Origin of the sequence: Bradyrhizobium sp. Arg237L, from assembly GCF_029990105.1 — a bacterium.
GTDB lineage: Bacteria > Pseudomonadota > Alphaproteobacteria > Rhizobiales > Xanthobacteraceae > Bradyrhizobium.
The window spans coordinates 115,722-135,664 of record NZ_JAQMIL010000002.1 but is presented as its reverse complement, the minus strand read 5'-3'; the positions used below and the strand labels follow the sequence as shown (position 1 = coordinate 135,664).

The 19,943-nt window shown below is 63.4% G+C and carries 18 protein-coding genes; 11 read left to right on the top strand and 7 right to left on the bottom strand.

Annotated elements, in window-relative coordinates; translation table 11 throughout:
- Positions 1-87: 87 nt before the first annotated feature.
- Together OZ411_RS01815 and OZ411_RS01810 are read right to left on the bottom strand one after the other, a co-directional pair.
- Positions 88-2,337, bottom strand: a complete 2,250-nt coding sequence (locus OZ411_RS01815) for a carbohydrate-binding domain-containing protein (RefSeq protein WP_282526551.1) — start codon at positions 2,335-2,337, stop codon at positions 88-90.
- Between the two features lie 246 nt (positions 2,338-2,583).
- The gene (locus OZ411_RS01810) at positions 2,584-3,195 is read right to left on the bottom strand and encodes a DNA-3-methyladenine glycosylase (RefSeq protein WP_130581688.1); all 612 of its coding nucleotides are present in this window, start codon (positions 3,193-3,195) and stop codon (positions 2,584-2,586) included.
- Positions 3,196-3,327: 132 nt separating this feature from the next.
- Here OZ411_RS01810 and lipA point away from each other — a divergent pair, with 132 nt between their 5' ends.
- The 3 genes from lipA (at position 3,328) to OZ411_RS01795 (ending at position 5,307) form a co-directional block, all read left to right on the top strand.
- The gene (gene lipA / locus OZ411_RS01805) at positions 3,328-4,287 is read left to right on the top strand and encodes a lipoyl synthase (RefSeq protein WP_130581687.1); all 960 of its coding nucleotides are present in this window, start codon (positions 3,328-3,330) and stop codon (positions 4,285-4,287) included.
- A 100-nt stretch (positions 4,288-4,387) separates the two neighbouring features.
- On the top strand, positions 4,388-4,840 hold the full coding sequence (locus OZ411_RS01800; RefSeq protein ID WP_245476607.1) for a DNA topology modulation protein: 453 nt from the start codon (positions 4,388-4,390) through the stop codon (positions 4,838-4,840).
- Positions 4,840-5,307, top strand: coding sequence for an SRPBCC family protein (locus OZ411_RS01795; RefSeq protein ID WP_130581685.1), 468 nt, complete (start codon positions 4,840-4,842; stop codon positions 5,305-5,307). The genes OZ411_RS01800 and OZ411_RS01795 overlap by 1 nt, the downstream gene beginning before the upstream one ends.
- Before the next feature lie 140 nt (positions 5,308-5,447).
- Here OZ411_RS01795 and OZ411_RS01790 read toward each other — a convergent pair whose 3' ends face one another.
- The gene (locus OZ411_RS01790) at positions 5,448-6,050 is read right to left on the bottom strand and encodes a CinA family protein (RefSeq protein WP_282526550.1); all 603 of its coding nucleotides are present in this window, start codon (positions 6,048-6,050) and stop codon (positions 5,448-5,450) included.
- Positions 6,051-6,052: 2 nt separating this feature from the next.
- A complete protein-coding gene (locus OZ411_RS01785) occupies positions 6,053-7,234 on the bottom strand; it encodes a bifunctional 2-C-methyl-D-erythritol 4-phosphate cytidylyltransferase/2-C-methyl-D-erythritol 2,4-cyclodiphosphate synthase (protein WP_130578436.1) in 1,182 nt (393 codons plus the stop codon).
- A gap of 286 nt (positions 7,235-7,520) precedes the next feature.
- Between OZ411_RS01785 and dusB the strand changes: the two genes are divergently transcribed.
- The 7 genes from dusB (at position 7,521) to hflX (ending at position 17,055) form a co-directional block, all read left to right on the top strand.
- A complete protein-coding gene (gene dusB, locus OZ411_RS01780; protein WP_130578462.1) occupies positions 7,521-8,522 on the top strand; it encodes a tRNA dihydrouridine synthase DusB in 1,002 nt (333 codons plus the stop codon).
- Positions 8,519-9,694: a nitrogen regulation protein NR(II) gene (locus OZ411_RS01775; protein ID WP_130223420.1), complete on the top strand. Its 1,176-nt coding sequence runs from the start codon at positions 8,519-8,521 to the stop codon at positions 9,692-9,694. The genes dusB and OZ411_RS01775 overlap by 4 nt, the downstream gene beginning before the upstream one ends.
- A 9-nt stretch (positions 9,695-9,703) precedes the next feature.
- Positions 9,704-11,146 (top strand): nitrogen regulation protein NR(I), encoded by a 1,443-nt coding sequence (gene ntrC, locus OZ411_RS01770; RefSeq protein WP_130578437.1) that lies wholly within the window; start codon positions 9,704-9,706, stop codon positions 11,144-11,146.
- Between the two features lie 246 nt (positions 11,147-11,392).
- Positions 11,393-13,765, top strand: coding sequence for a PAS domain-containing sensor histidine kinase (locus OZ411_RS01765; protein ID WP_130578438.1), 2,373 nt, complete (start codon positions 11,393-11,395; stop codon positions 13,763-13,765).
- A gap of 16 nt (positions 13,766-13,781) precedes the next feature.
- On the top strand, positions 13,782-15,152 hold the full coding sequence (locus tag OZ411_RS01760; protein ID WP_130223414.1) for a sigma-54 dependent transcriptional regulator: 1,371 nt from the start codon (positions 13,782-13,784) through the stop codon (positions 15,150-15,152).
- Positions 15,153-15,412: 260 nt separating this feature from the next.
- Positions 15,413-15,661 carry an RNA chaperone Hfq gene (gene hfq / locus OZ411_RS01755; RefSeq protein ID WP_027578348.1) on the top strand — a complete coding sequence of 83 codons (249 nt, stop codon included), beginning with the start codon at positions 15,413-15,415 and terminating at the stop codon, positions 15,659-15,661.
- A gap of 11 nt (positions 15,662-15,672) precedes the next feature.
- Entirely contained in the window at positions 15,673-17,055 is a 1,383-nt protein-coding gene (hflX, locus tag OZ411_RS01750) for a GTPase HflX (RefSeq protein WP_282526549.1), read from the top strand.
- Positions 17,056-17,133: 78 nt separating this feature from the next.
- Here the strand turns inward: hflX and mazG are convergent, their stop codons facing one another.
- Positions 17,134-17,964, bottom strand: coding sequence for a nucleoside triphosphate pyrophosphohydrolase (gene mazG, locus OZ411_RS01745; protein ID WP_282526548.1), 831 nt, complete (start codon positions 17,962-17,964; stop codon positions 17,134-17,136).
- A 127-nt stretch (positions 17,965-18,091) separates the two neighbouring features.
- Between mazG and queC the strand changes: the two genes are divergently transcribed.
- Complete coding sequence (gene queC / locus OZ411_RS01740; protein WP_282526547.1) at positions 18,092-18,820, top strand: 7-cyano-7-deazaguanine synthase QueC; 729 nt, start codon at positions 18,092-18,094, stop codon at positions 18,818-18,820.
- 5 nt (positions 18,821-18,825) lie between these two features.
- Here queC and OZ411_RS01735 read toward each other — a convergent pair whose 3' ends face one another.
- Entirely contained in the window at positions 18,826-18,990 is a 165-nt protein-coding gene (locus tag OZ411_RS01735) for a hypothetical protein (protein WP_282526546.1), read from the bottom strand.
- A 149-nt stretch (positions 18,991-19,139) separates the two neighbouring features.
- The gene (locus OZ411_RS01730; protein ID WP_282526545.1) at positions 19,140-19,868 is read right to left on the bottom strand and encodes a hypothetical protein; all 729 of its coding nucleotides are present in this window, start codon (positions 19,866-19,868) and stop codon (positions 19,140-19,142) included.
- Between the last annotated feature and the right edge of the window lie 75 nt (positions 19,869-19,943).

Here is a 19,943-nt window from a genome sequence, read left to right as displayed (position 1 = left end):
CATGCACGTTCGGTGCAAGTCTTCGGTGCAAGTCAGGGTGGGCACGCTGCGCTTTGCCCACCCTACGATCCGTTTCGAAACCCGCGCCTAGACAAACGTGAAGTCGCTCGCGTGGAGCTGATCGAGCGTCGTGTTCCTGATCTCGACCGAATTGTTGTCGTCGAAGGTGATGACGACGCTCGTTCCGCTCTGCGCCATGTGCGATTGCACGGCGTTGAAATCGGCAAACACCGTGCGGTTGAACTGAATCAGATCCTGCGCGCCATCGGTGTTCTGGAAGTCGACAATGACGTCCTTGCCGAAGCCGGGGCTGAACATGAAAATGTCATTGCCTGCGCCGCCTGACAAAGTGTCGTTACCGCCGTCGCCATTGAGCCTGTCGTCGCCGCTGCCGCCGTACAGGAGCTCGTTGCCGGTTCCGCCCATCAGCGTGTCGTTGCCGTCATCGCCGAACATTTGGGTCGCGGCCGGACCGCCTTTCATCGAGTCATTGCCGGCGCCGCCATAGAGGGTGTCGTTACCGCCGCCGCCTGAAAGATAGTCATTACCGTCGCCACCCTTGATGACGTTGGCGGCCCATCCGCCATAGAGCTGGTCGTTGCCGGCGCCGCCGTCGAGCAGGGCGCCGGTATCGCCGTTGCCCGCTTTGATGATGTCGTTGCCATCGTCGCCATAGAGTTGATCAGTTGCGGTGGCAATGCCAGGACCGCCATTGATCGTGTCGTCGCCTGCGCCGCCATGGATCACGTCGGCACCGGCGCCACCGTTGATCACATCCTTCCCAGGACCGCCGTCGATGATGTCGTTGTCGGTCGACGCGCCAAAGAACAGGTCCTGGTGGCCGCTCATGTCATAATGGATCGCCTTGTTCTGATAGAGATTCCAGGTTCCCGGCGAGCTCGGATTGACCGCATCGGCAACCGACAGATGATCGCCATTGACCGTGATGTCCTTGATGTAGAGGTTGCGGTCGCCACTGGCGCCGGCGATGTCGTTGATGAAGGCGAGATCGAGACTTGAGATCGTCGCGGGGTTGGCGAATGTGAAGGTGAAGCTCTGGAAGCCCGATGCGTTGGTCGCATTGTGGAACTCGACGGTGTTGCCGACCTGCTGGCCATTGACTAGAAGCTGCATCTGCGCGCCGATGCCGTCGACCACGGAGCCATAGCCGGTCACGGTGACGGTGGTTTGCGTCAATTTCGGAATCGTGTCGGGACCGCCGGTGATGGTGTCGTCGCCCGCGCCGGCCTTGATCGTATCGTTGCCGACCCCGCCCGACAGCACGTCATTGCCGCCGCCGGTATCCATCAGATCGGCGGCCGGAGAGCCCGTCAGGGTCTGGCCGGGGGGCTGACGCTCGCCGCCGTACCATTCTGTGATCAGCCCCTGAGCCGGCTTCCCTTCCGGTGAGTAGCCGAGTGGTGAATATTTGTTGTCCGCATCCCAGTTCCAGATCGAAGCGCCCCTGAACCAGCTTCCGCCTTCCGATCCCCACACCTGAAAGAAGGCGTTGAACGCGTCATATTGCTCCTGGACGTCCTGCGTTGAGCTCCCTGGGTTGCCCGGGCTGATATTGGTGCCGTCGACGCTGCGATAGCCTGTTTCGGTGAAGACCACCTGCTTGCCGTATTGAAGGGCGAGGGAGTGGAAGAAATCGACCGGCGATTTGTGATCCATCACCTTGGCCCAATAATCATCGGTGGACATGGTGTTCCACGCGTTGACCATTTCCTGGACGGTTGGATCGCGCTCGGTCGTCAGCGGCGGATAGGCGTTGACGCCGATGACATCGACCTTGTCCCAGAAGCTGACATTGATGGCTTCATCGGTGGCGGCGGCGTAGGTGATTTCGCCGTGATACACGGCGCGCACGGAATTGATGATGTCCACCCAGTCGTCGCGATATTCGGGACCGGAGAGCTTGCCGAGCTCATTGCCGATCACGAACATGCTGACGCCGGCTTGCTGGGCGAGTTCCGCCATGTGAACGATTTCGGTCTTGTAGGACGCGAAGAAGGCGGCGGGATCGTCCGGTGTCAGCACATGTGCAAGCGAGCCATCGAGAGCGGAGACCATGGGTTTCAGCGAAACCGAAAGGCCGAGCGCCTTCGCATCCGCGATGGCTTTAAGGATGTTGGCGTCGCTCTCGGTCTTGCCGGGATCGGCGAACACATCGTCCGAATGCCTCGTGTTCGTAAAGAGCCGAGGCGCAAGCTCGATCGAATTTGCATTGGTGTCCGCGATTGCCTGCATGGCATCGCGCGCCGCGCTGGTGACGAATGCACCATTGTAGTTGGACGGGAATCCGAATCCTTCGACAGTAAAAACGCCCGCCATCGGCCAGCTCCTTAGTTTCTATGTTTTCTATTTCGCTGTTTCGGTGGCCAGCATTTTGCGCAGGACTTGTTCACCTGCGTTGTGTTCCGTCATTTCAGCAGAGCACAATTCATAAGCAACTCACACGCGTGCAGCGAAGCAACGCGCGCTCAGTCTGCACGCGCAACGTGGGCGTGTCGTGACAGGATTGCGTCGATGTTGCGATTGTTGATGCGCGCCTCGTTACGATGGCGCTTCAACTTCAACTCAAACTGGAAATGGCTTGCTCAGGAATTTCGAGCCCTTCATGCCATAACGCCAAGGCAGATCGATTGCTTTTGTGATTCCGATTCGCACGCCTGCGACAATATCGACACTGCCGACGCGCGCGTGCAGCGAGAACGGTGCCTGATCGAGCGGCAGGGCGTCGTGCTCAATCGTTATGCCGAGTGCTTCGGTCAGCTTTCCCGGACCGGAACATAGTGCGTGCGCTTCCTTGAGATGACGTCGCCGCCGCATCGTCGCGATCCCATGCGTGGGCTCCAGCGCGCGGATCAGCAGGGCGCTCGCCGAGCCTGCTTCTTCGCAGACGAAATTCACGCACCAGTGGATGCCGTAGGAGCGATAGACATAGGCAAAGCCCGGCGGGCCGAACATCACCTGGTTGCGCGGCGTCGGCCCACGATAGGAATGGGCGGCCGGATCGGTGTGGTGATAGGCCTCCACCTCCACGATGAGGCCGCCGACGCCATTGAAGAGCAAGGTCGCGCCGATCAGGTCGGGCGCGACCTCGTGCACGCTGCGGCCAAAGAATGAGCGTTTGAGCGCCTTGCCAAGGCGGATGGGTGCTTCGCCCGGCAGTCTGGGATTTTGAACCATTTTGGTGGGAATCAGAGGGAAACGCGGGGGACTGCTGCCCATATGTTGCACGTTCTGTTAGCATGCGCGAGCCGGGTTGCGGGTTCGGGCAATACGGATTAGCTAACAGTCTCGAAGATCCGCAGATTTCCCATGGTCACCCTGATCGACACCATTTCAGCCAGTCCGCTGCGCCCGCGCCACCCCGAAAAGGTGAACCGGCCCGACGCGCTGTCGCCGCCTAAGCCGGACTGGATCCGGGTGCGTGCGCCGAACACGCGCGGCTATGCCGATACCCGCAACATCGTGAAGGAGAATGGCCTCGTCACGGTCTGCGAGGAGGCCGGCTGCCCGAATATCGGCGAGTGCTGGGACAAGAAGCACGCCACCTTCATGATCATGGGGGACACCTGCACCCGGGCGTGTGCGTTCTGCAACGTCAAGACGGGCATGCCCGGCGCGCTTGACGCCGGCGAGCCGGAGCACGTGGCGGAGGCGACCTTCAAGCTCGGGCTCTCGCATGTCGTCATCACCTCGGTCGACCGCGACGATCTTGCCGACGGCGGCGCTGAGCATTTTGCCCAGACCGTCCGCGCCATCCGCGCGCGCTGCCCGAAGACCACGATCGAGCTCCTCACCCCCGACTTCCTGCGCAAGGAAGGCGCGCTTGAAGTCGTGGCGGCGGCAAAGCCCGACGTCTTCAACCACAATCTCGAAACCGTGCCCTCGCGCTATCTGTCGGTGCGGCCCGGCGCGCGCTATTTCCACTCGATCCGGTTGCTGCAGCGGGTGAAGGAGATCGATCCGACGATTTTCACCAAGTCCGGCATCATGGTGGGCCTGGGTGAGGAGCGGCACGAGGTGCTGCAGGTGATGGACGACCTGCGCTCGGCGGATGTCGATTTCCTCACGATCGGCCAATATCTGCAACCGACGCGGAAGCATCACGCCGTGATGCGCTACGTCACGCCGGACGAGTTCGCGGGCTACGAGAAGGTTGCCTATACCAAGGGCTTCCTGATGGTGTCGGCGAGTCCGTTGACGCGTTCGTCCCATCATGCGGGCGACGATTTCGCCAAACTGCAAGCGGCGCGCGTGGCGCGGTCGCGCTAACGCCGGATCGCCGATGCGACGCATTCTTGTGATGGGATCCTCGGGGTCCGGCAAATCGACCTTTGCGCAACGTCTTTCAGACACTACGGGAATCCCGTTCGTGTCGCTCGACGCGATCTACTGGAAACCAGGCTGGGTCGCGTCCGAGAACGCGGAGTTCCACGAACGCGTGACTGAGGTGGCGCTTCGACCGCAATGGGTCATGGACGGAAACTACATTTCAAATGGGGCCGGCGAGCTGCGCCGCCAGGTCTGCGATAGCGTCATCTGGTTTGATCTTCCGCGTCGGACCTGCATGCTTGGCATCGCGAGGCGGATAGCCGGAAGCTTTGGCCAGGTTCGACCGGAAATGGCCGAGGGGTGCCCGGAACGAATCGATCTCGAATTCTTTCGATACGTCTGGACGTATCGACAGAAGCAGCGACCGAAGCTTCTCAAGTTTTTCGAGGGCCTGCGACCCGACCAGTCACTTGTCCGCTTCAGGGATCGGACACGGGCGAGCCAGTATTTGAAGGAGCTCGCGCCGATGCTCCATGCGACGAGTATCCACTGATGCCGAGGTTTTCCAGCACGCGGCGGGTCCGTCACTCCGCGTCGCAGATGTTCGATCTGGTCGCCGATGTCGAGCGCTATCCGGAATTCGTGCCGCTGTGCCATGCGCTGAAGATCCGGCAGCGCACTCCGAAGGAGGACGGCACGGAGGTCCTGGTCGCCGACATGACCGTGTCGTTCAAGCTGGTGCGCGAGAACTTCACCAGTCGCGTCACGCTGGATCGGCCGAACCTGAAGATCATGGTCGAATATCTGCGCGGCCCGTTCAGCAATCTCGAGAACCGCTGGACCTTCGAGCCGAAATCCGAGACCGAGTGCGATGTCGGCTTCTTCATCTCATATGAGTTCAGAAGCCGGATGCTGGCGATGCTGATGGGATCGATGTTCGATGCCGCATTCCAACGCTTCGCCGCCGCATTCGAAAAACGCGCCGATGTGATCTACGGCAAGCCGGCTACCGCATCGTAAGCTATCCCCGTCATTGCGAGGAGCGAAGCGACGAAGCAATCCATTCTGCCCGCGTGGGAGAGGTGGGTTGCTTCGCGGAGCCTGTCATCGGGCGGCGCTGCGCGCCGACCCGATGGCTCGCAATGACGGAGCGAAAGCGCTTAGGCCCGTGGCGGACGGCGGCGCTTGACGGCGCTGCGGCGCGGGGAGCGCGCGACGCGGGGACGCAGGCGGCTAGATGCTTCGCGGCGCGGCTTGGCCGCGGCCTGGGGGCCGCGCGCCACTTCCATCAGCATGCGCAGGGCTTCCACCACGGAGCGTTGCCGTACTGCGGTGCGCCCGATCGCGCCGAAGCGGTGCTCACGATGCATGATCCGGCCATCGCGGGCGGCGACCGCGAAATGCACCAGACCGACTGGCTTGCCCGGGGTGGCGCCGCCGGGACCGGCGATGCCGGTGATGGCGACCGCAAGATCGACGCCGGCACGCTCCAGGGCACCGACCGCCATGGCGGTCGCGGTCTCCTTGCTGACCGCGCCGAAGGTCGAAAGCGTCAGCGCGTTGACGCCGAGCATGGCGCGCTTGGCCTCGTTGGAATAGGTGACGAAGCCGCGATCGATGACGTCGGAGGAGCCGGGGATATCGGTGAGCGCGCCCGCGACCAGCCCGCCGGTGCAGGACTCCGCCGTCGCGATGGTCAATTTCCGCATCCGGCACAGATCGAGCAGCGAGCGGGAGAGGGCGCGCGCGTCGCTGCCGCTCATGGTTACTCGCTCCAGGGGAGGCGAATGGTGGCGCTCGCAGTGGCTGCGATGCCTTCCTCACGGCCGGTGAAGCCCAGTTTCTCGCTGGTCGTCGCCTTCACCGCGATGCGCGAGATGTTCACGCCCGAGATCTCGGCGATCTTCGCCCGCATGGTGTCGCGCAGGGGGCCGATCTTCGGCCGTTCGCAGATCAGCGTCACCTCGAGATTGGCGATGCGGCCGCCGCGCGCGGTGATGCGATCGACGGCATATTTCAGGAATCGGTCGGAAGAGGCGCCCTTCCACTGCGGATCGCTCGGCGGAAAATGCGAGCCGATGTCGCCGTCCGCGAGCGCGCCGAGAATGGCGTCGACCAGCGCATGCAGGCCGACATCGCCGTCGGAATGGGCGAGAAAGCCCTTCGTGTGCGGCACGCGCACGCCGCAGATCATCACGTGATCACCTTCCCCGAACGCATGTACGTCGTAGCCGGTGCCGGTCCTGATGTCGCCGAGCAGGCTGGCGAGGCGGGCCTCCTCGCGGACGAAGTCTTCAGGTGTGGTGAGTTTCATGTTCGCAGGATCGCCTTCAAAGGTCGCCACCGTCAATCCCGCCCATTCGGCAATCGCGGCATCGTCGGTGAAATCGCTCAAGCCCTCGCGCGCGGCGCGGCGATGCGCATCCAGGATCACGTCGAACCGAAAGACCTGTGGCGTCTGCGCGATTCGCAGCCGCGCGCGATCGGGCGTCGCTTCGACATCGCCGTTCGTACCGGTCAGCTTGATAGTATCGGTGACCGGGACCGCGGGAACAGCGGCACCGGTACGGCCGGCCGCGTCGATCGCGCGCGAGATCAGCGCCTGCGTCACGAAGGGCCGCGCGGCGTCGTGGATCAGTACGATGTCGGGCTTCTCGCTCGCAAGTGCCTCCAGTCCCGCACGCACGGACGCTTGCCTTGTCGCGCCACCGTTTGTCGGCGGCCGATGGCGAAGGCCCACGACTGCTTCGTTGAAGAGGGCGGCATCATCGGGATTGACGACGGGCTGCACGGCGAAAACATCGGGATGTCGGCTGAACGGCTCCATCGCCCGGAAGATCACCGTCTGTCCGCCGATCATCCGGTACTGCTTCGGCCCGCCCGCGCCGGCGCGAAGCCCGCGGCCGGCTGCAACAAGGATGGCGGCGGTGCGCTCAGGTCTGGGCATTGGACGAAACTGTATACGAGTTGGTTAAGGTGAGGGCGCCGGGCTTTCCGCCAGCGCACAGCCCTTACCATGCTGGATGCCCAATGACAGAGCTATTCCCATACCCTGTGGGAAAAGCAGTTCTTGTTGCGGTGCACTTGCGCAAATGATAGAAATGTCTAAACCGTAGGCATAACGCTTGACTGCACAAGAATTGTGCTCAAAATATAGGGCGGCGGCGCGATAAGGCTGCCGCCAGTAACACGAGAAGCTTGTGACCGGACTCGCAAGAACACGTCGTAACTCTTTGAAAATAGGTGACATTACCGTCGCCAACCCGGTGCTTCTCGCCCCCATGTCCGGCGTGACTGATGCCCCGTTTCGGCGTCTCGCGGCGAGTCTCGGCGCGGGGCTTGTCGTCTCGGAGATGACCGCAAGCGACGATCTTGCGCAGGGCAGACCGATCTCGCTTTTGCGCTGCGAGGCGGCCGGGATCGGGCCGCATGTGGTTCAACTCGCCGGGTGCGAGGCCCGCTGGATGGCCGAGGGCGCGAGGATCGCGGAGGCCGCCGGCGCCGACATCATCGATATCAACATGGGCTGCCCGGCGCGCCACGTGACCGGCGGCCAGTCCGGCTCCGCTTTGATGCGCGACCTCGATCACGCGACAAGCCTGATCGAGGCGACGATCGCCGCGGTCAAGGTGCCGGTGACACTGAAGATGCGGCTCGGCTGGGATGACCGCACGCGCAATGCGCCGGAACTGGCACGGCGTGCGCAAGCCGCCGGCGTGCAGATGGTGACGGTGCACGGCCGCACGCGCTGCCAGTTCTACAAGGGCGAGGCGGATTGGGCCGCTGTGCGTGAAGTCAGGGACGCCGTCTCGATCCCGCTCGTCGTCAATGGCGACATCACCTCCTTCGAGAGGGTGGTGACCGCGCTCGATGAGTCCGGCGCAGACGCGGTCATGATCGGACGCGGCGCGCAGGGTCAGCCCTGGCTGCCCGGGCAGATCGCGCGCCGGCTCGAGACCGGCATTGCCGAGCAGGCGCCGCCGCTCGCCGAGCAGCTCAGCCATATCCGTGAGCTCTATGATGCCGTCCTGAGCCATTACGGTGTCCGTGTCGGGCTCAAGCACGCGCGAAAACATCTCGGTTGGGCGCTGGAGATCGCCGCCCACTGCAGCCGCGCTCCGGCAGCGACGCTGAAGGGCTGGCGGCAAAGCATCCTGACCTCGGACGAACCCTCGAGTGTGCATCAATCGCTTCAGGATGCTTACGACGATTTTGCATGGAGTGCTGCTGCATGACATCAGCCGCAGAGACTCGCCGGCGCATGCCCTCCGACAGCGAGGCCATTCTCAACGCGCTGCCGAACCCGGTGCTGCTGGTGGCGCCGGATGGCCGTATCGCCGACGCCAACATCGCCGCCGAATCGTTTTTCGAAATCTCCACGCAGTTCCTGCAGCGGCAGTCGCTGAAGGAACTGGTGCCATTCGGCAGCCCGCTGCTCGCGCTGATCGACCAGGTGCGCACCTCGGGGTCGCCGGTCAACGAATACAAGGTCGACCTCGGCACGCCGCGGATCGGCGGCGACCGCCAGGTCGATTTGCATGTGGCGCCAGTCACGGAGCGGCCGGGGCATATCGTCGTGATGCTGCAGGAGCGCACCATCGCCGACAAGATGGACCGGCAGCTTACCCATCGCAGCGCCGCGCGCTCGGTGATCGCGCTGGCGGCGATGCTGGCACATGAGATCAAGAACCCGCTGTCGGGCATCCGCGGCGCGGCGCAACTCTTGGAGCAGCAGGCCTCCTCGGATGACCGCATGCTGACCCGGCTGATCTGCGACGAGGCCGACCGCATCGTCACCCTGGTCGACCGCATGGAAGTGTTCGGCGACGATCGGCCGGTCGCCCGCGGCCCGGTCAACATCCATTCAGTGCTCGACCACGTCAAACGGCTGGCGCAGTCCGGCTTCGCGCGTAACGTCCGCTTCATCGAGGATTACGACCCGTCGCTGCCGCCGGTTCTCGCCAACCAGGATCAGCTCATCCAGGTGTTCCTCAATCTGGTGAAGAACGCCGCCGAGGCGGTGGCCGATCTCGGCACCGATGCGGAAATCCAGCTCACCACCGCGTTCCGTCCGGGCGTCCGGCTGTCGGTACCCGGCAAGAAATCGCGGGTGTCGCTGCCGCTGGAATTCTGCGTCAAGGACAACGGCTCCGGCGTACCGGAAGACCTGTTGCCCAATCTGTTCGATCCCTTCGTCACCACAAAACAGACCGGCAGTGGCCTCGGGCTTGCGCTCGTGGCCAAAATCGTCGGCGATCACGGCGGCATCATCGAATGCGAATCCCAGCCGCGGAAGACCACCTTCCGCGTGCTGATGCCGATGTACAACCCCGCCAAACAAATCGACCAAAGCAGCCGCGAGGACGTTCCGGGTACGCCATCGCATGCCTCACAGGACGCAAGATGAGGAAAGACAATGCCCGCAGGTAGCATTCTCGTTGCTGATGACGATACCGCCATCCGCACGGTTCTCAACCAGGCCCTGTCACGCGCCGGGTACGAGGTGCGGTTGACCGGCAACGCGGCGACGCTGTGGCGCTGGGTGAGCCAGGGCGAGGGCGATCTCGTCATCACCGACGTGGTGATGCCCGACGAGAACGCGTTCGACCTGTTGCCGCGGATCAAGAAGATGCGGCCGAACCTGCCCGTCATCGTCATGAGCGCGCAAAACACCTTCATGACGGCGATCAGGGCCTCCGAGCGCGGCGCCTACGAATATCTGCCGAAGCCGTTCGACCTGAAGGAGCTGATCACCATCGTCGGCCGGGCGCTCGCCGAGCCGAAGGAGAGGGTGGCGAGCGCCGCCGACGACTCCGAGTTCGACTCGATTCCGTTGGTCGGCCGCTCGCCGGCGATGCAGGAAATCTACCGCGTGCTGGCGCGGCTGATGCAGACCGACCTTACCGTGATGATCTCGGGCGAATCCGGCACCGGCAAGGAACTGGTCGCCCGTGCGCTGCACGACTACGGCAAGCGGCGGAACGGCCCCTTCGTCGCCGTCAACATGGCGGCGATCCCGCGCGACCTGATCGAGTCGGAATTGTTCGGCCATGAACGCGGCGCGTTCACCGGCGCCAATACCCGCGCCTCGGGCCGGTTCGAGCAGGCGGAAGGCGGCACGCTGTTCCTCGACGAGATCGGCGACATGCCGATGGAGGCGCAGACCCGGCTGCTGCGCGTGCTGCAGCAGGGGGAATACACCACCGTCGGCGGACGTACCCCGATCAAGACCGACGTGCGCATCGTCGCCGCCAGCAACAAGGATTTGCGGATCCTGATCCAGCAGGGCCTGTTCCGCGAAGACCTGTTCTTCCGCTTGAACGTGGTGCCGCTGCGGCTGCCGCCCTTGCGCGAGCGGATCGAGGATCTGCCCGACCTGATCAGGCACTTCTTTGCGCTCGCTGAGAAGGACGGCCTGCCGCCAAAGAAGCTCGACGCCCAGGCGCTGGAGCGGCTGAAGCAGCACCGCTGGCCCGGCAACGTCCGCGAACTGGAAAACCTCGCACGCCGGCTGGCGGCACTTTATCCGCAGGATGTGATCACCGCGTCCGTCATCGACGGCGAACTGGCTCCGCCGGCCGTCAACTCCGGCGGCAACACCCAGCACGGGGTGGACAATCTCGGTGGCGCGGTCGAGGCCTATTTGTCCTCGCACTTCTCCGGCTTCCCGAATGGCGTACCGCCCCCGGGCCTCTACCACCGCATCCTCAAGGAGATCGAGGTGCCGCTCCTGACGGCTGCGCTCGCGGCCACCCGCGGCAACCAGATCCGCGCCGCCGACTTGCTCGGCCTCAACCGCAACACGCTGCGCAAGAAGATCAGGGACCTCGATATTCAGGTCTACCGGAGCGGGGGCTAACCCCGATCCGTCATTCCGGGGCGCGCGTTGCGTCAACTCCGATGTGCGATTGCACGTCGGAGAATCTCGAGGTTTCGAATTCGGTAGCTCGCCGCCCCGAACGAGGGGACCTCCGAGAGGGCTGTGGAACCCTGTTCATTCCTGAGCAGGCGCCGCGGAAATGTCGCAATTCGGCAACATTGTGATATGATTGCATCAGTCCGCTCGATCAGCGGACGTTGAGGCCTTCAGTTCATCCTTGCCGGAATGACCAGCCCAGAGACCACGGCCCAGCCGTACGAACCTTCACGTACCGAGAAAAGGGGGGTGCCGCTTGCGAAGTGGCTGGCGCCCTTTGCGGTGGCGATTGCGCTCTTGTCGGCGTTCCTTACGTTCGTGGTGCTGACGGGGCTGACCCCGATCGAGCCGACGCCCGAGGTGGTCCGTTCCTTCCTGCTAATCAACGCCACGACCATCCTGCTCTTGGTCGGCATCATTGTCCGCGAGGTCTGGCAGATGGTGCAGGCGAGGCGGCGCGGCCGAGCGGCGGCGCGGCTGCATGTGCAGATCGTCGGCCTGTTCTCCGTGGTCGCTGTGCTGCCCGCGGTCCTGGTCTCGATCGTTGCCAATGTCACCATCGAGCGCGGCCTCGACCGGCTCTTCTCGGGCCCCACGAAAGAGGTGATCCAGAATTCGCTGACGATCGCCGGCGCCTACATGCAGGAGCATGCGCAGCTCATCCGCGGCGACGTCTTGGGGATGGCGAATGACCTCGCCCATGCAAGGCCACTGTATGACCAGGACCGCATGACGTTCATGCAGCTCCTGACGGCGGGCGCGGCGGCGCGCAATCTGCCGGTTGCGCTGCTATTGGACAAGGACGGCAACGTTCTCAACAGCGCGGACACCGGTAGTCGTCTGAACTACGCACTACCACCGCTCGAAATTCTCAAGAACGTCAACGAGACAGAGCCGGAAATCTCGGTTTTCCCCGAAAGCTATGTCGCCTCCGTGGTCCGCCTGCGGGCTTATGACGACACATTCCTGTACGTGGCGCGTCTGCTTGATCCGACCATCGTTGCCCAGCTCAAGCAGACCCAGACCAGCGCTGCCGAATATGCTCAGCTTGAGGCGCGTCGGCTCGGCATCCAGGTGGCGTTCGCGCTGATGTTCGCGGTCATCGCACTGACCATCCTGATGGCGTCGGTGCTGACCGGTCTCAACTTCGCCAACCGGCTGGTCGCGCCGATCCGCCGACTGATGGCCGCGGCGGGCGACGTCTCAACGGGCAATCTCAATGTGCAGGTCCCCGTGCGCAAATCGGAGGGCGACCTCGCTCAGCTCGGCGAGGTTTTCAACAAGATGACGCAGGAGTTGCGGACCCAGCGCGACGAACTCGTCAATGCCAGCGAACTGATCGACAGCCGCCGCCGCTTCATCGAGGCAGTGCTGTCATCGGCCAGCGCCGGCATCATCGGCGTCGATCCGTCCGGCAGCGTCGGCACCCTCAACCGCTCGGCGGAGAAGCTGATCGGCCACGCCGAGTCGGAGACCTTGGGCCATCCGCTCTCGGACGTGCTTCCCGAGCTCGACGAGATGATGAAGACGGCGCGGGAAGGCACCCAGCGCCTGGTCCAGGGCCAGATCACTATCACGCGCGACGGCCACGAGCGCAATTTGTCGGTCCGCATCTCCGCCGAAAAGACCAGCCACTCCTGGGACAATTACATCATCACGCTCGACGACATCACCGAGCTGGTCTCGGCGCAGCGCACCTCGGCCTGGGGCGACGTCGCGCGCCGTATCGCGCATGAGATCAAGAATCCGCTGACGCCGATCCAGCTTTCGGCCGAACGCATCCGCCGCAAATTCGGCAAGACCATCACCGAGGAGAAGGACAAGTCGATCTTCGAACAATGCACCGACACCATCGTGCGCCAGGTCGACGACATCAGGCGCATGGTCGACGAATTCTCGCGCTTTGCCCGCATGCCCAAGCCCGTGATGGAGGGCGAGGACGTCGCTGACACCGTGCGGCAGGCGGTGTTCCTGATGAAGGTCGCGCACCCCGAGCTCGAAATCGAGGCCGACATCAAGCAGGACCCGATGCGGGCGCAGTTCGATCGCCGGCTGATCTCGCAGGCGCTGACCAACATCATCAAGAATGCGACCGAAGCGATCGAGCAGGTGCCGCCGGAAGAGCTGGGCAAGGGGCGGATCGACGTCATCGCGCAGCGCGAGGGCGAGGAGATCATCATCGACGTGATCGACAACGGCATCGGCCTGCCGAAGGTCGCGCGCGCGCGCCTATTGGAGCCCTATGTCACGACGCGCCAGAAGGGCACCGGGCTTGGGCTCGCCATCGTTGGTCGCGTGCTCGAAGACCATGGCGGCCGCATCGAGCTCAAGGACGCCTCCGATTTCCGTCCCGGGCAGCGCGGTGCCTGGATGCGGCTTCGGTTCGCCGTCTCCGGGCAGCCGCCGAAGGCGGGGGCGAACGAGCCGCCTCAGGCGGCCGGCCCTGAGTCGCAGCAGTCAAGCGCGCCGGACGAAGAAAAAAATCCGCCGGCATCCGCGACCAGCGACCCGGCATCGACGACCAATATCCAAGCGAAAATCCAAGCAGCGACAGGCGACTGACAGGCAGGTGTAACCCATGGCAAGTGACATTCTGATTGTCGACGACGAAGCAGACATTCGCGACCTCGTTGCGGGCATCCTCGAAGACGAAGGTTTTTCCTCGCGCACCGCGCGCGACAGCGATTCGGCGCTGGCGGAGATCGCCAACCGTCGCCCGCATCTGGTCTTCCTCGACATCTGGCTGCAGGGCTCGAAGCTCGACGGGCTGCAGCTTCTGGAGCAGATCAAGAAGGACAATGCCGACCTGCCGGTGGTGATGATCTCCGGCCACGGCAACATCGAGACCGCGGTCGCTGCGATCAAGCGCGGCGCCTATGACTTCATCGAAAAGCCGTTCAAGTCGGACCGGCTGATCCTGGTCGCCAACCGGGCGCTGGAGAATTCGCGCCTCAAGCGCGAAGTGAAGGAACTCAAGCAACAGGCTCCAACTGCAAGCGTTTTGACCGGCCGCTCCGCCTGCATGAACCAGCTACGCCAGACCATCGAGCGCGCCGCCAAGGCGAACAGCCGCATCCTGATCGTGGGTCCGGCAGGCTCCGGCAAGGAACTGGTGGCGCGTACGCTGCACCAGGCATCGAGCCGCGCCGACGGACCGTTCGTCGTCATCAACGCGGCCGCGATCACGCCCGAGCGGATGGAGGTCGAGCTGTTCGGCGTCGAGGCGTCCAATGGCGAGCAGCCGCGCAAGCCGGGCGCCCTGGAAGAGGCCCATGGCGGCACGCTGTTCATCGACGAGATCGCCGATATGCCGCGCGAAACCCAGAACAAGATCTTGCGGGTGCTTGTCGACCAGACCTTTCAGCGCTCGGGCGGCACCGCAAAGGTCCATGTCGACGTGCGCATCATCTCCTCCACCGCGCGCAACCTGGAGGAGGAGATCGCGGCCGGCCACTTCCGCGAGGATCTCTACCACCGCCTGTCGGTGGTCCCGATCCGGGTGCCGCCACTATCGGAGCGGCGCGAGGACATCCCCGAACTGATCGACTATTTCATGGACCAGATCTCGGCGGCGACCGGTCTGCCGAAGCGGCAGATCGGACAGGACGCGATGGCGGTGCTGCAGTCCCATGTCTGGCCCGGCAACGTCCGCCAGCTCCGCAACAATGTCGAGCGGGTGATGATTCTGGCCGGCGGCGGCCCGGAGGCGATCATCACCGCGGACATGTTGCCGCAGGACGTCGGCTCGATGGTGCCGGCGATGCCGACCAGCAGCAATGGCGAGCACATCATGGGGTTACCGCTGCGCGAGGCGCGGGAGGTATTCGAGCGCGACTATCTGATTGCTCAGATCAGCCGGTTTTCCGGCAATATCTCGCGCACGGCGGAGTTCGTCGGGATGGAGCGCTCCGCGCTCCATCGCAAGCTCAAGGCCTTGGGGGTCGGCTGAGCCAACCGGTCGCAGATCCATGCAATTGACTGGGAATGATCGCTTTTTTCCCCATGCTTTTGCGGCAATTGCCGATTCTTGTTCATGGGTGGCGCGTGAACCGGCTTGCCTAATAGGCGGGCCTGCCCTCTAATCCTACCGCCAGCCTGTCAGAGGGGGAACTCAGGACAGGCCGGCGACCGGGGAAAGGCTCCATCAGAGGGCTCCAACCGGTTCCAACATTCCAATAAGAAGAACCACAAGACGGCGGGACAACAAAAATGGCGGCAGACCGCGCTCAAAATCTACAAGACACCTTCCTAAATCATGTTCGTAAGACCAAGACGCCACTGACGATCTTTCTGGTGAATGGCGTGAAACTGCAGGGCATTGTCACCTGGTTTGACAATTTCTGCCTTTTACTCCGGCGCGACGGTCATTCGCAGCTTGTCTACAAGCACGCGATCTCGACCATCATGCCGGGCGCACCGATCCAGTTGTTTGAAGGCGGTGAGGATACACAGGGTTGAGAGTGAACTGATTGGAGCCCCGTAATCGTGAAGGGGCCGCCGACCGGCCACGGTCGGCGGAGGGAATTGATAGCGGGCGGGTGATTGTCATCGGCCCGTATACGCGCATGCGCCGCGGCGACGCCGAGGCGCAAACGGAGGCCTCTGTCCGCGACTTCGAGGGGCGGATTGAGGAAGCGGCCGGGCTTGCCCGTGCCATCGATCTTGCGGTGATCGACAGCGTGATTGCCCCGGTCAGCCAGATCAGGCCGGCGACCTATCTCGGCAAAGGTAAGGTCGAGGAGATCGCCGGCCTCGTCGCCGGCCACAACATCGAACTCGTGGTGATGGATTGCGCGCTGTCGCCGATCCAGCAGCGCAACCTGGAGAAGGCCTGGAACACCAAGGTGCTCGACCGCACCGGCCTGATTCTGGAGATCTTCGGCCGCCGCGCCAAGACCAGGGAAGGCGCACTGCAGGTCGAACTCGCGCATCTCAATTACCAGCGCAGCCGGCTGGTGCGGTCATGGACCCATCTCGAGCGCCAGCGCGGCGGCTTCGGTTTCATGGGCGGCCCCGGCGAAACCCAGATTGAGGCCGACCGGCGGCTGATCGGCGAGCGCATCATCAAGCTCGAAAGCGAGCTGAAGAAAGTGCAGGCGACGCGGCGATTGCACCGCGCCGGCCGCCAGCGCGTGCCGTACCGCGTGGTGGCGCTGGTCGGCTACACCAATGCGGGCAAGTCGACGCTGTTCAACCGGTTGACCCGTGCCGACGTCCAGGCCGCCGACATGCTGTTCGCGACGCTCGATCCGACCTTGCGCGCGCTGCATCTGCCGCATGGCGGCAAGGCGATGCTGTCCGACACCGTCGGCTTCATCTCCAACCTGCCAACGCAGCTCGTCGCGGCATTCCGCGCCACGCTGGAAGAGGTGCTGGAAGCCGACCTCATCCTCCACGTCCGCGACATCTCGCATGAGGATGCCGAGGCTCAGGAGCGCGATGTCGAGGCGGTGCTGCGTCAGCTCGGGATCGATCCCGATGCCGACGGCGGCCAGCGCATCATCGAAGTCTGGAACAAGATCGACCGCTTCGATCCTGAGGAGCGGGCGAATTTGCGCAACATCGCCGCCCGTCGTCCGCCGGAGCGGCCGGCTTTCCTGGCCTCCGCCTGGAACGGGGAGGGCATCGACGAACTCCTCGCCGCCATCGAGGATCGGCTGGCGGCAAGGCGCATGACGCTGGATCTGTCGATCGATGCCTCCGACGGCGCCGGCATTAGCTGGCTGCACCGCAATTCCGAGGTGCTCGACAAGAAGCTGCACGACGGCCGCTTTGATATGACCGTGCGCGTCGACGAAACCAAGCGCGATATTGTCGTGTCTCGCTTCGACGCCGTGCCGCACGCGATGTGAGCGGAAGCGCCGTAGCCCGGATGGAGCGCAGCGCAATCCGGGACCGATCGAGCCATAGGCAAGAACCCCGGATTTCGCTTACGCTCCATCCGGGCTACGAACGCCCTTCGCCTCGTTCCACAGCGCGTCCATCTCCTCCAGCGACGCTTCTCCAAGCGAGCGTCCACGCGCCTCAAGCGCGCGCTCGATATAGGCGAAGCGGCGCTCGAATTTGGCGTTGGTGCCGCGGAGTGCGGTTTCCGGATCGGCGCCGACGTGCCGCGCGAGATTGACCACCGCGAACAGCAGGTCGCCGGTTTCTTCCGCCAGTTCATCGGCATCGGCTCCGTCGAGCGCTGCCTCGATCTCGTCGGCCTCCTCGCGGATTTTCTTCAACACCGCGCGCGGATCATTCCAGTCGAAGCCGACGGTCGAGGCCTTGCGCTGCAATTCCATCGCGCGCGTCAGGGCAGGCTGGCCAGCCTTGATCCCGGACAGCAACGATTTGTGCCCGACCTCTTCCGGCGGCCGGCGAGCCGCACGCTCAGCCTTCTCCTCAGCCTTGATGCGATCCCAGACTTCCTTGACGTGGGAGGGAGCAAGATTGCCGTCCTTGTCGGCGAACACATGCGGGTGCCGCCGGATCATCTTCCTGGTGATCGCCTCCACGACATCGCCGAACGCAAAGGCGTTCTGCTCCTCTGCCATGCGGGCGTGGAACACCACCTGCAGCAGGAGATCGCCGAGTTCTTCCCTGAGATCGTCGAGGTCGCCGCGGGTGATGGCGTCCACCACCTCATAGGCTTCCTCGATCGTGTAGGGAGCAATCGTCGCAAAATTCTGCTCGAGATCCCACGGGCAGCCCGTCACGGGCGTGCGCAGCGCGGCCATGATCTCAAGAAGGCGTGAAATGTCGCGGGAAGGGGTCATGCGGGCACCAGAATTCTGCTTGTCCCGCTTTATGCCGTAAGCGATGGCCCGATCCCAGCGGAACGCGCTGAAATATGCCGATTTCCACCGGTTGGCCGCCGTCGCAGGTGGTGCTAAAGCGCGCGCCATGAGCGAAGATTTATCGTCCGAAACCGCGCTGGTGCTGTTCTCCGGCGGGCAGGATTCCACCACCTGCCTCGCCTGGTCGCTCAAGCATTTTGCGCGCGTCGAAATGCTCGGTTTCGCCTATGGCCAGCGCCACGCGATCGAGCTCGAATGCCGGGAGGGGCTGATTTCCGGCATCAAGGCGCTGCGGCCGGACTGGGCTTCAAAGCTTGGCGAGAGTCACACGCTGGAAATCCCGACGCTCGCCGAAATCTCAGACACTGCGCTGACGCGTGACGTCGCGATCGCGATGGGCGCGGACGGCCTGCCCAATACGTTCGTGCCTGGCCGCAACCTGGTGTTCCTCACCTTCGCGGCCGCGCTGGCCTACCGCCGCGGCATCCGCCACATCATCGGCGGCATGTGCGAGACCGATTATTCCGGCTATCCCGATTGCCGCAACGAGACCATCAAGGCGCTGCAGTCGGCGCTCAGCCTCGGCATGGCCAGGAATTTCGAACTGCACACGCCGCTGATGTGGCTCAGCAAGGCCGAGACCTGGAAGCTCGCCCACGAACTCGGCGGCACTGGCCTGGTCGACCTGATCCGCGAGCACTCCCATACCTGCTATCTCGGCGAACGCGGCGCGCCGCACGATTGGGGCTACGGCTGCGGCGAATGCCCGGCGTGTACGCTGCGGGAGAGGGGATGGCGGGAATATGCGGAGCGTGATGCCGTCTCGCGCATGTAGAGCCGTCAGTGCGGGGGCAAGCGCCTGCCGTCGGGCTCAAGCTGCGCAGAGATGTCGCGGAGCTCTTTTAAACAACCGCGAATGGTGAGGCGCGCCTGCAACTGGATCAGCGTCTTGTCTTTCAGTGCTTGCTCGATGGCTTGGATCTTGGCGACGGCATCTTCGATCATCGACTCGGCTCCCTCTGCCCTTAAGGCATTGGTAACCGAATGAGGGTTAACGAGATGTTAAGTCGCGTTGGTTTGCGCAGGCGATCGCACGGGCCAATGAAAATGCCACGCTCTTTCGAGCGTGGCATTGATGTACCATAGGCGATCTTCTACGCGGCTTTTTCGGCTTCGAATGTTTGTGGTGGCGGCGAACTGTCCGAATGTGACTCTGTCGCGACGGCGCTCGCTGGATTCAAGTCTGTCGGCGCGCTTGCCGCCGGCTCGGATGAACTGGAGGAATAGGCTACCTCCGCTGAATCCTCCGGAGCGCTGAGCGCGGTCTGAACTTGAGAAATCGCGTCCGCGGACGCTTGCTCTGCCTGCGCATCGGGGGGCGTCGTTGCAGTGAGGGCGACGGTAGTCTGCTCCGTGGTCTCGACTTGAGATGTGATCTCCGGTTGCGCTTCGGCATGAACGGCCTGCGCTGCTTCCGCAACGACAACCTGATCCGCCGCAGTCGTTTCGGGCTCGGCAGATGCCGACGTCGCATTCAACTCTGGTGCCGCCTGCTCCGGCTGCGGTTGGGTGACGGTCTGCAGGCCGAGGTCGGCGGAGACATCGCTGATCAGCTTGTCGATGGCGAGCAGCGCCCGGAATTCGGGCACGCTTGCAAGATGTTGCCGACACTTCGCCTTGGCGGCTTCGAGCGCTTCAACGACTTCCGCAGCCATCGACTGCGCGGCCGCCAAGCCCTGCAAGGTATCAGCGACCTGTTGCGTCGAACTCTCCACCAGCAGGAAAGCCGAATACTGCGGAACGGCTTTCAGATGCTCGTTGTATTCGTTACGCACAGAGCGAAGCGAATTCACAATGTTACCAAAAGAGACAACCTCAGACATTATATCCCCCTAACTCCCACCGTTGGGATTTCGCGACGCTATTTCAAAATTTTTCTGTATTCAATTTGAAATTGA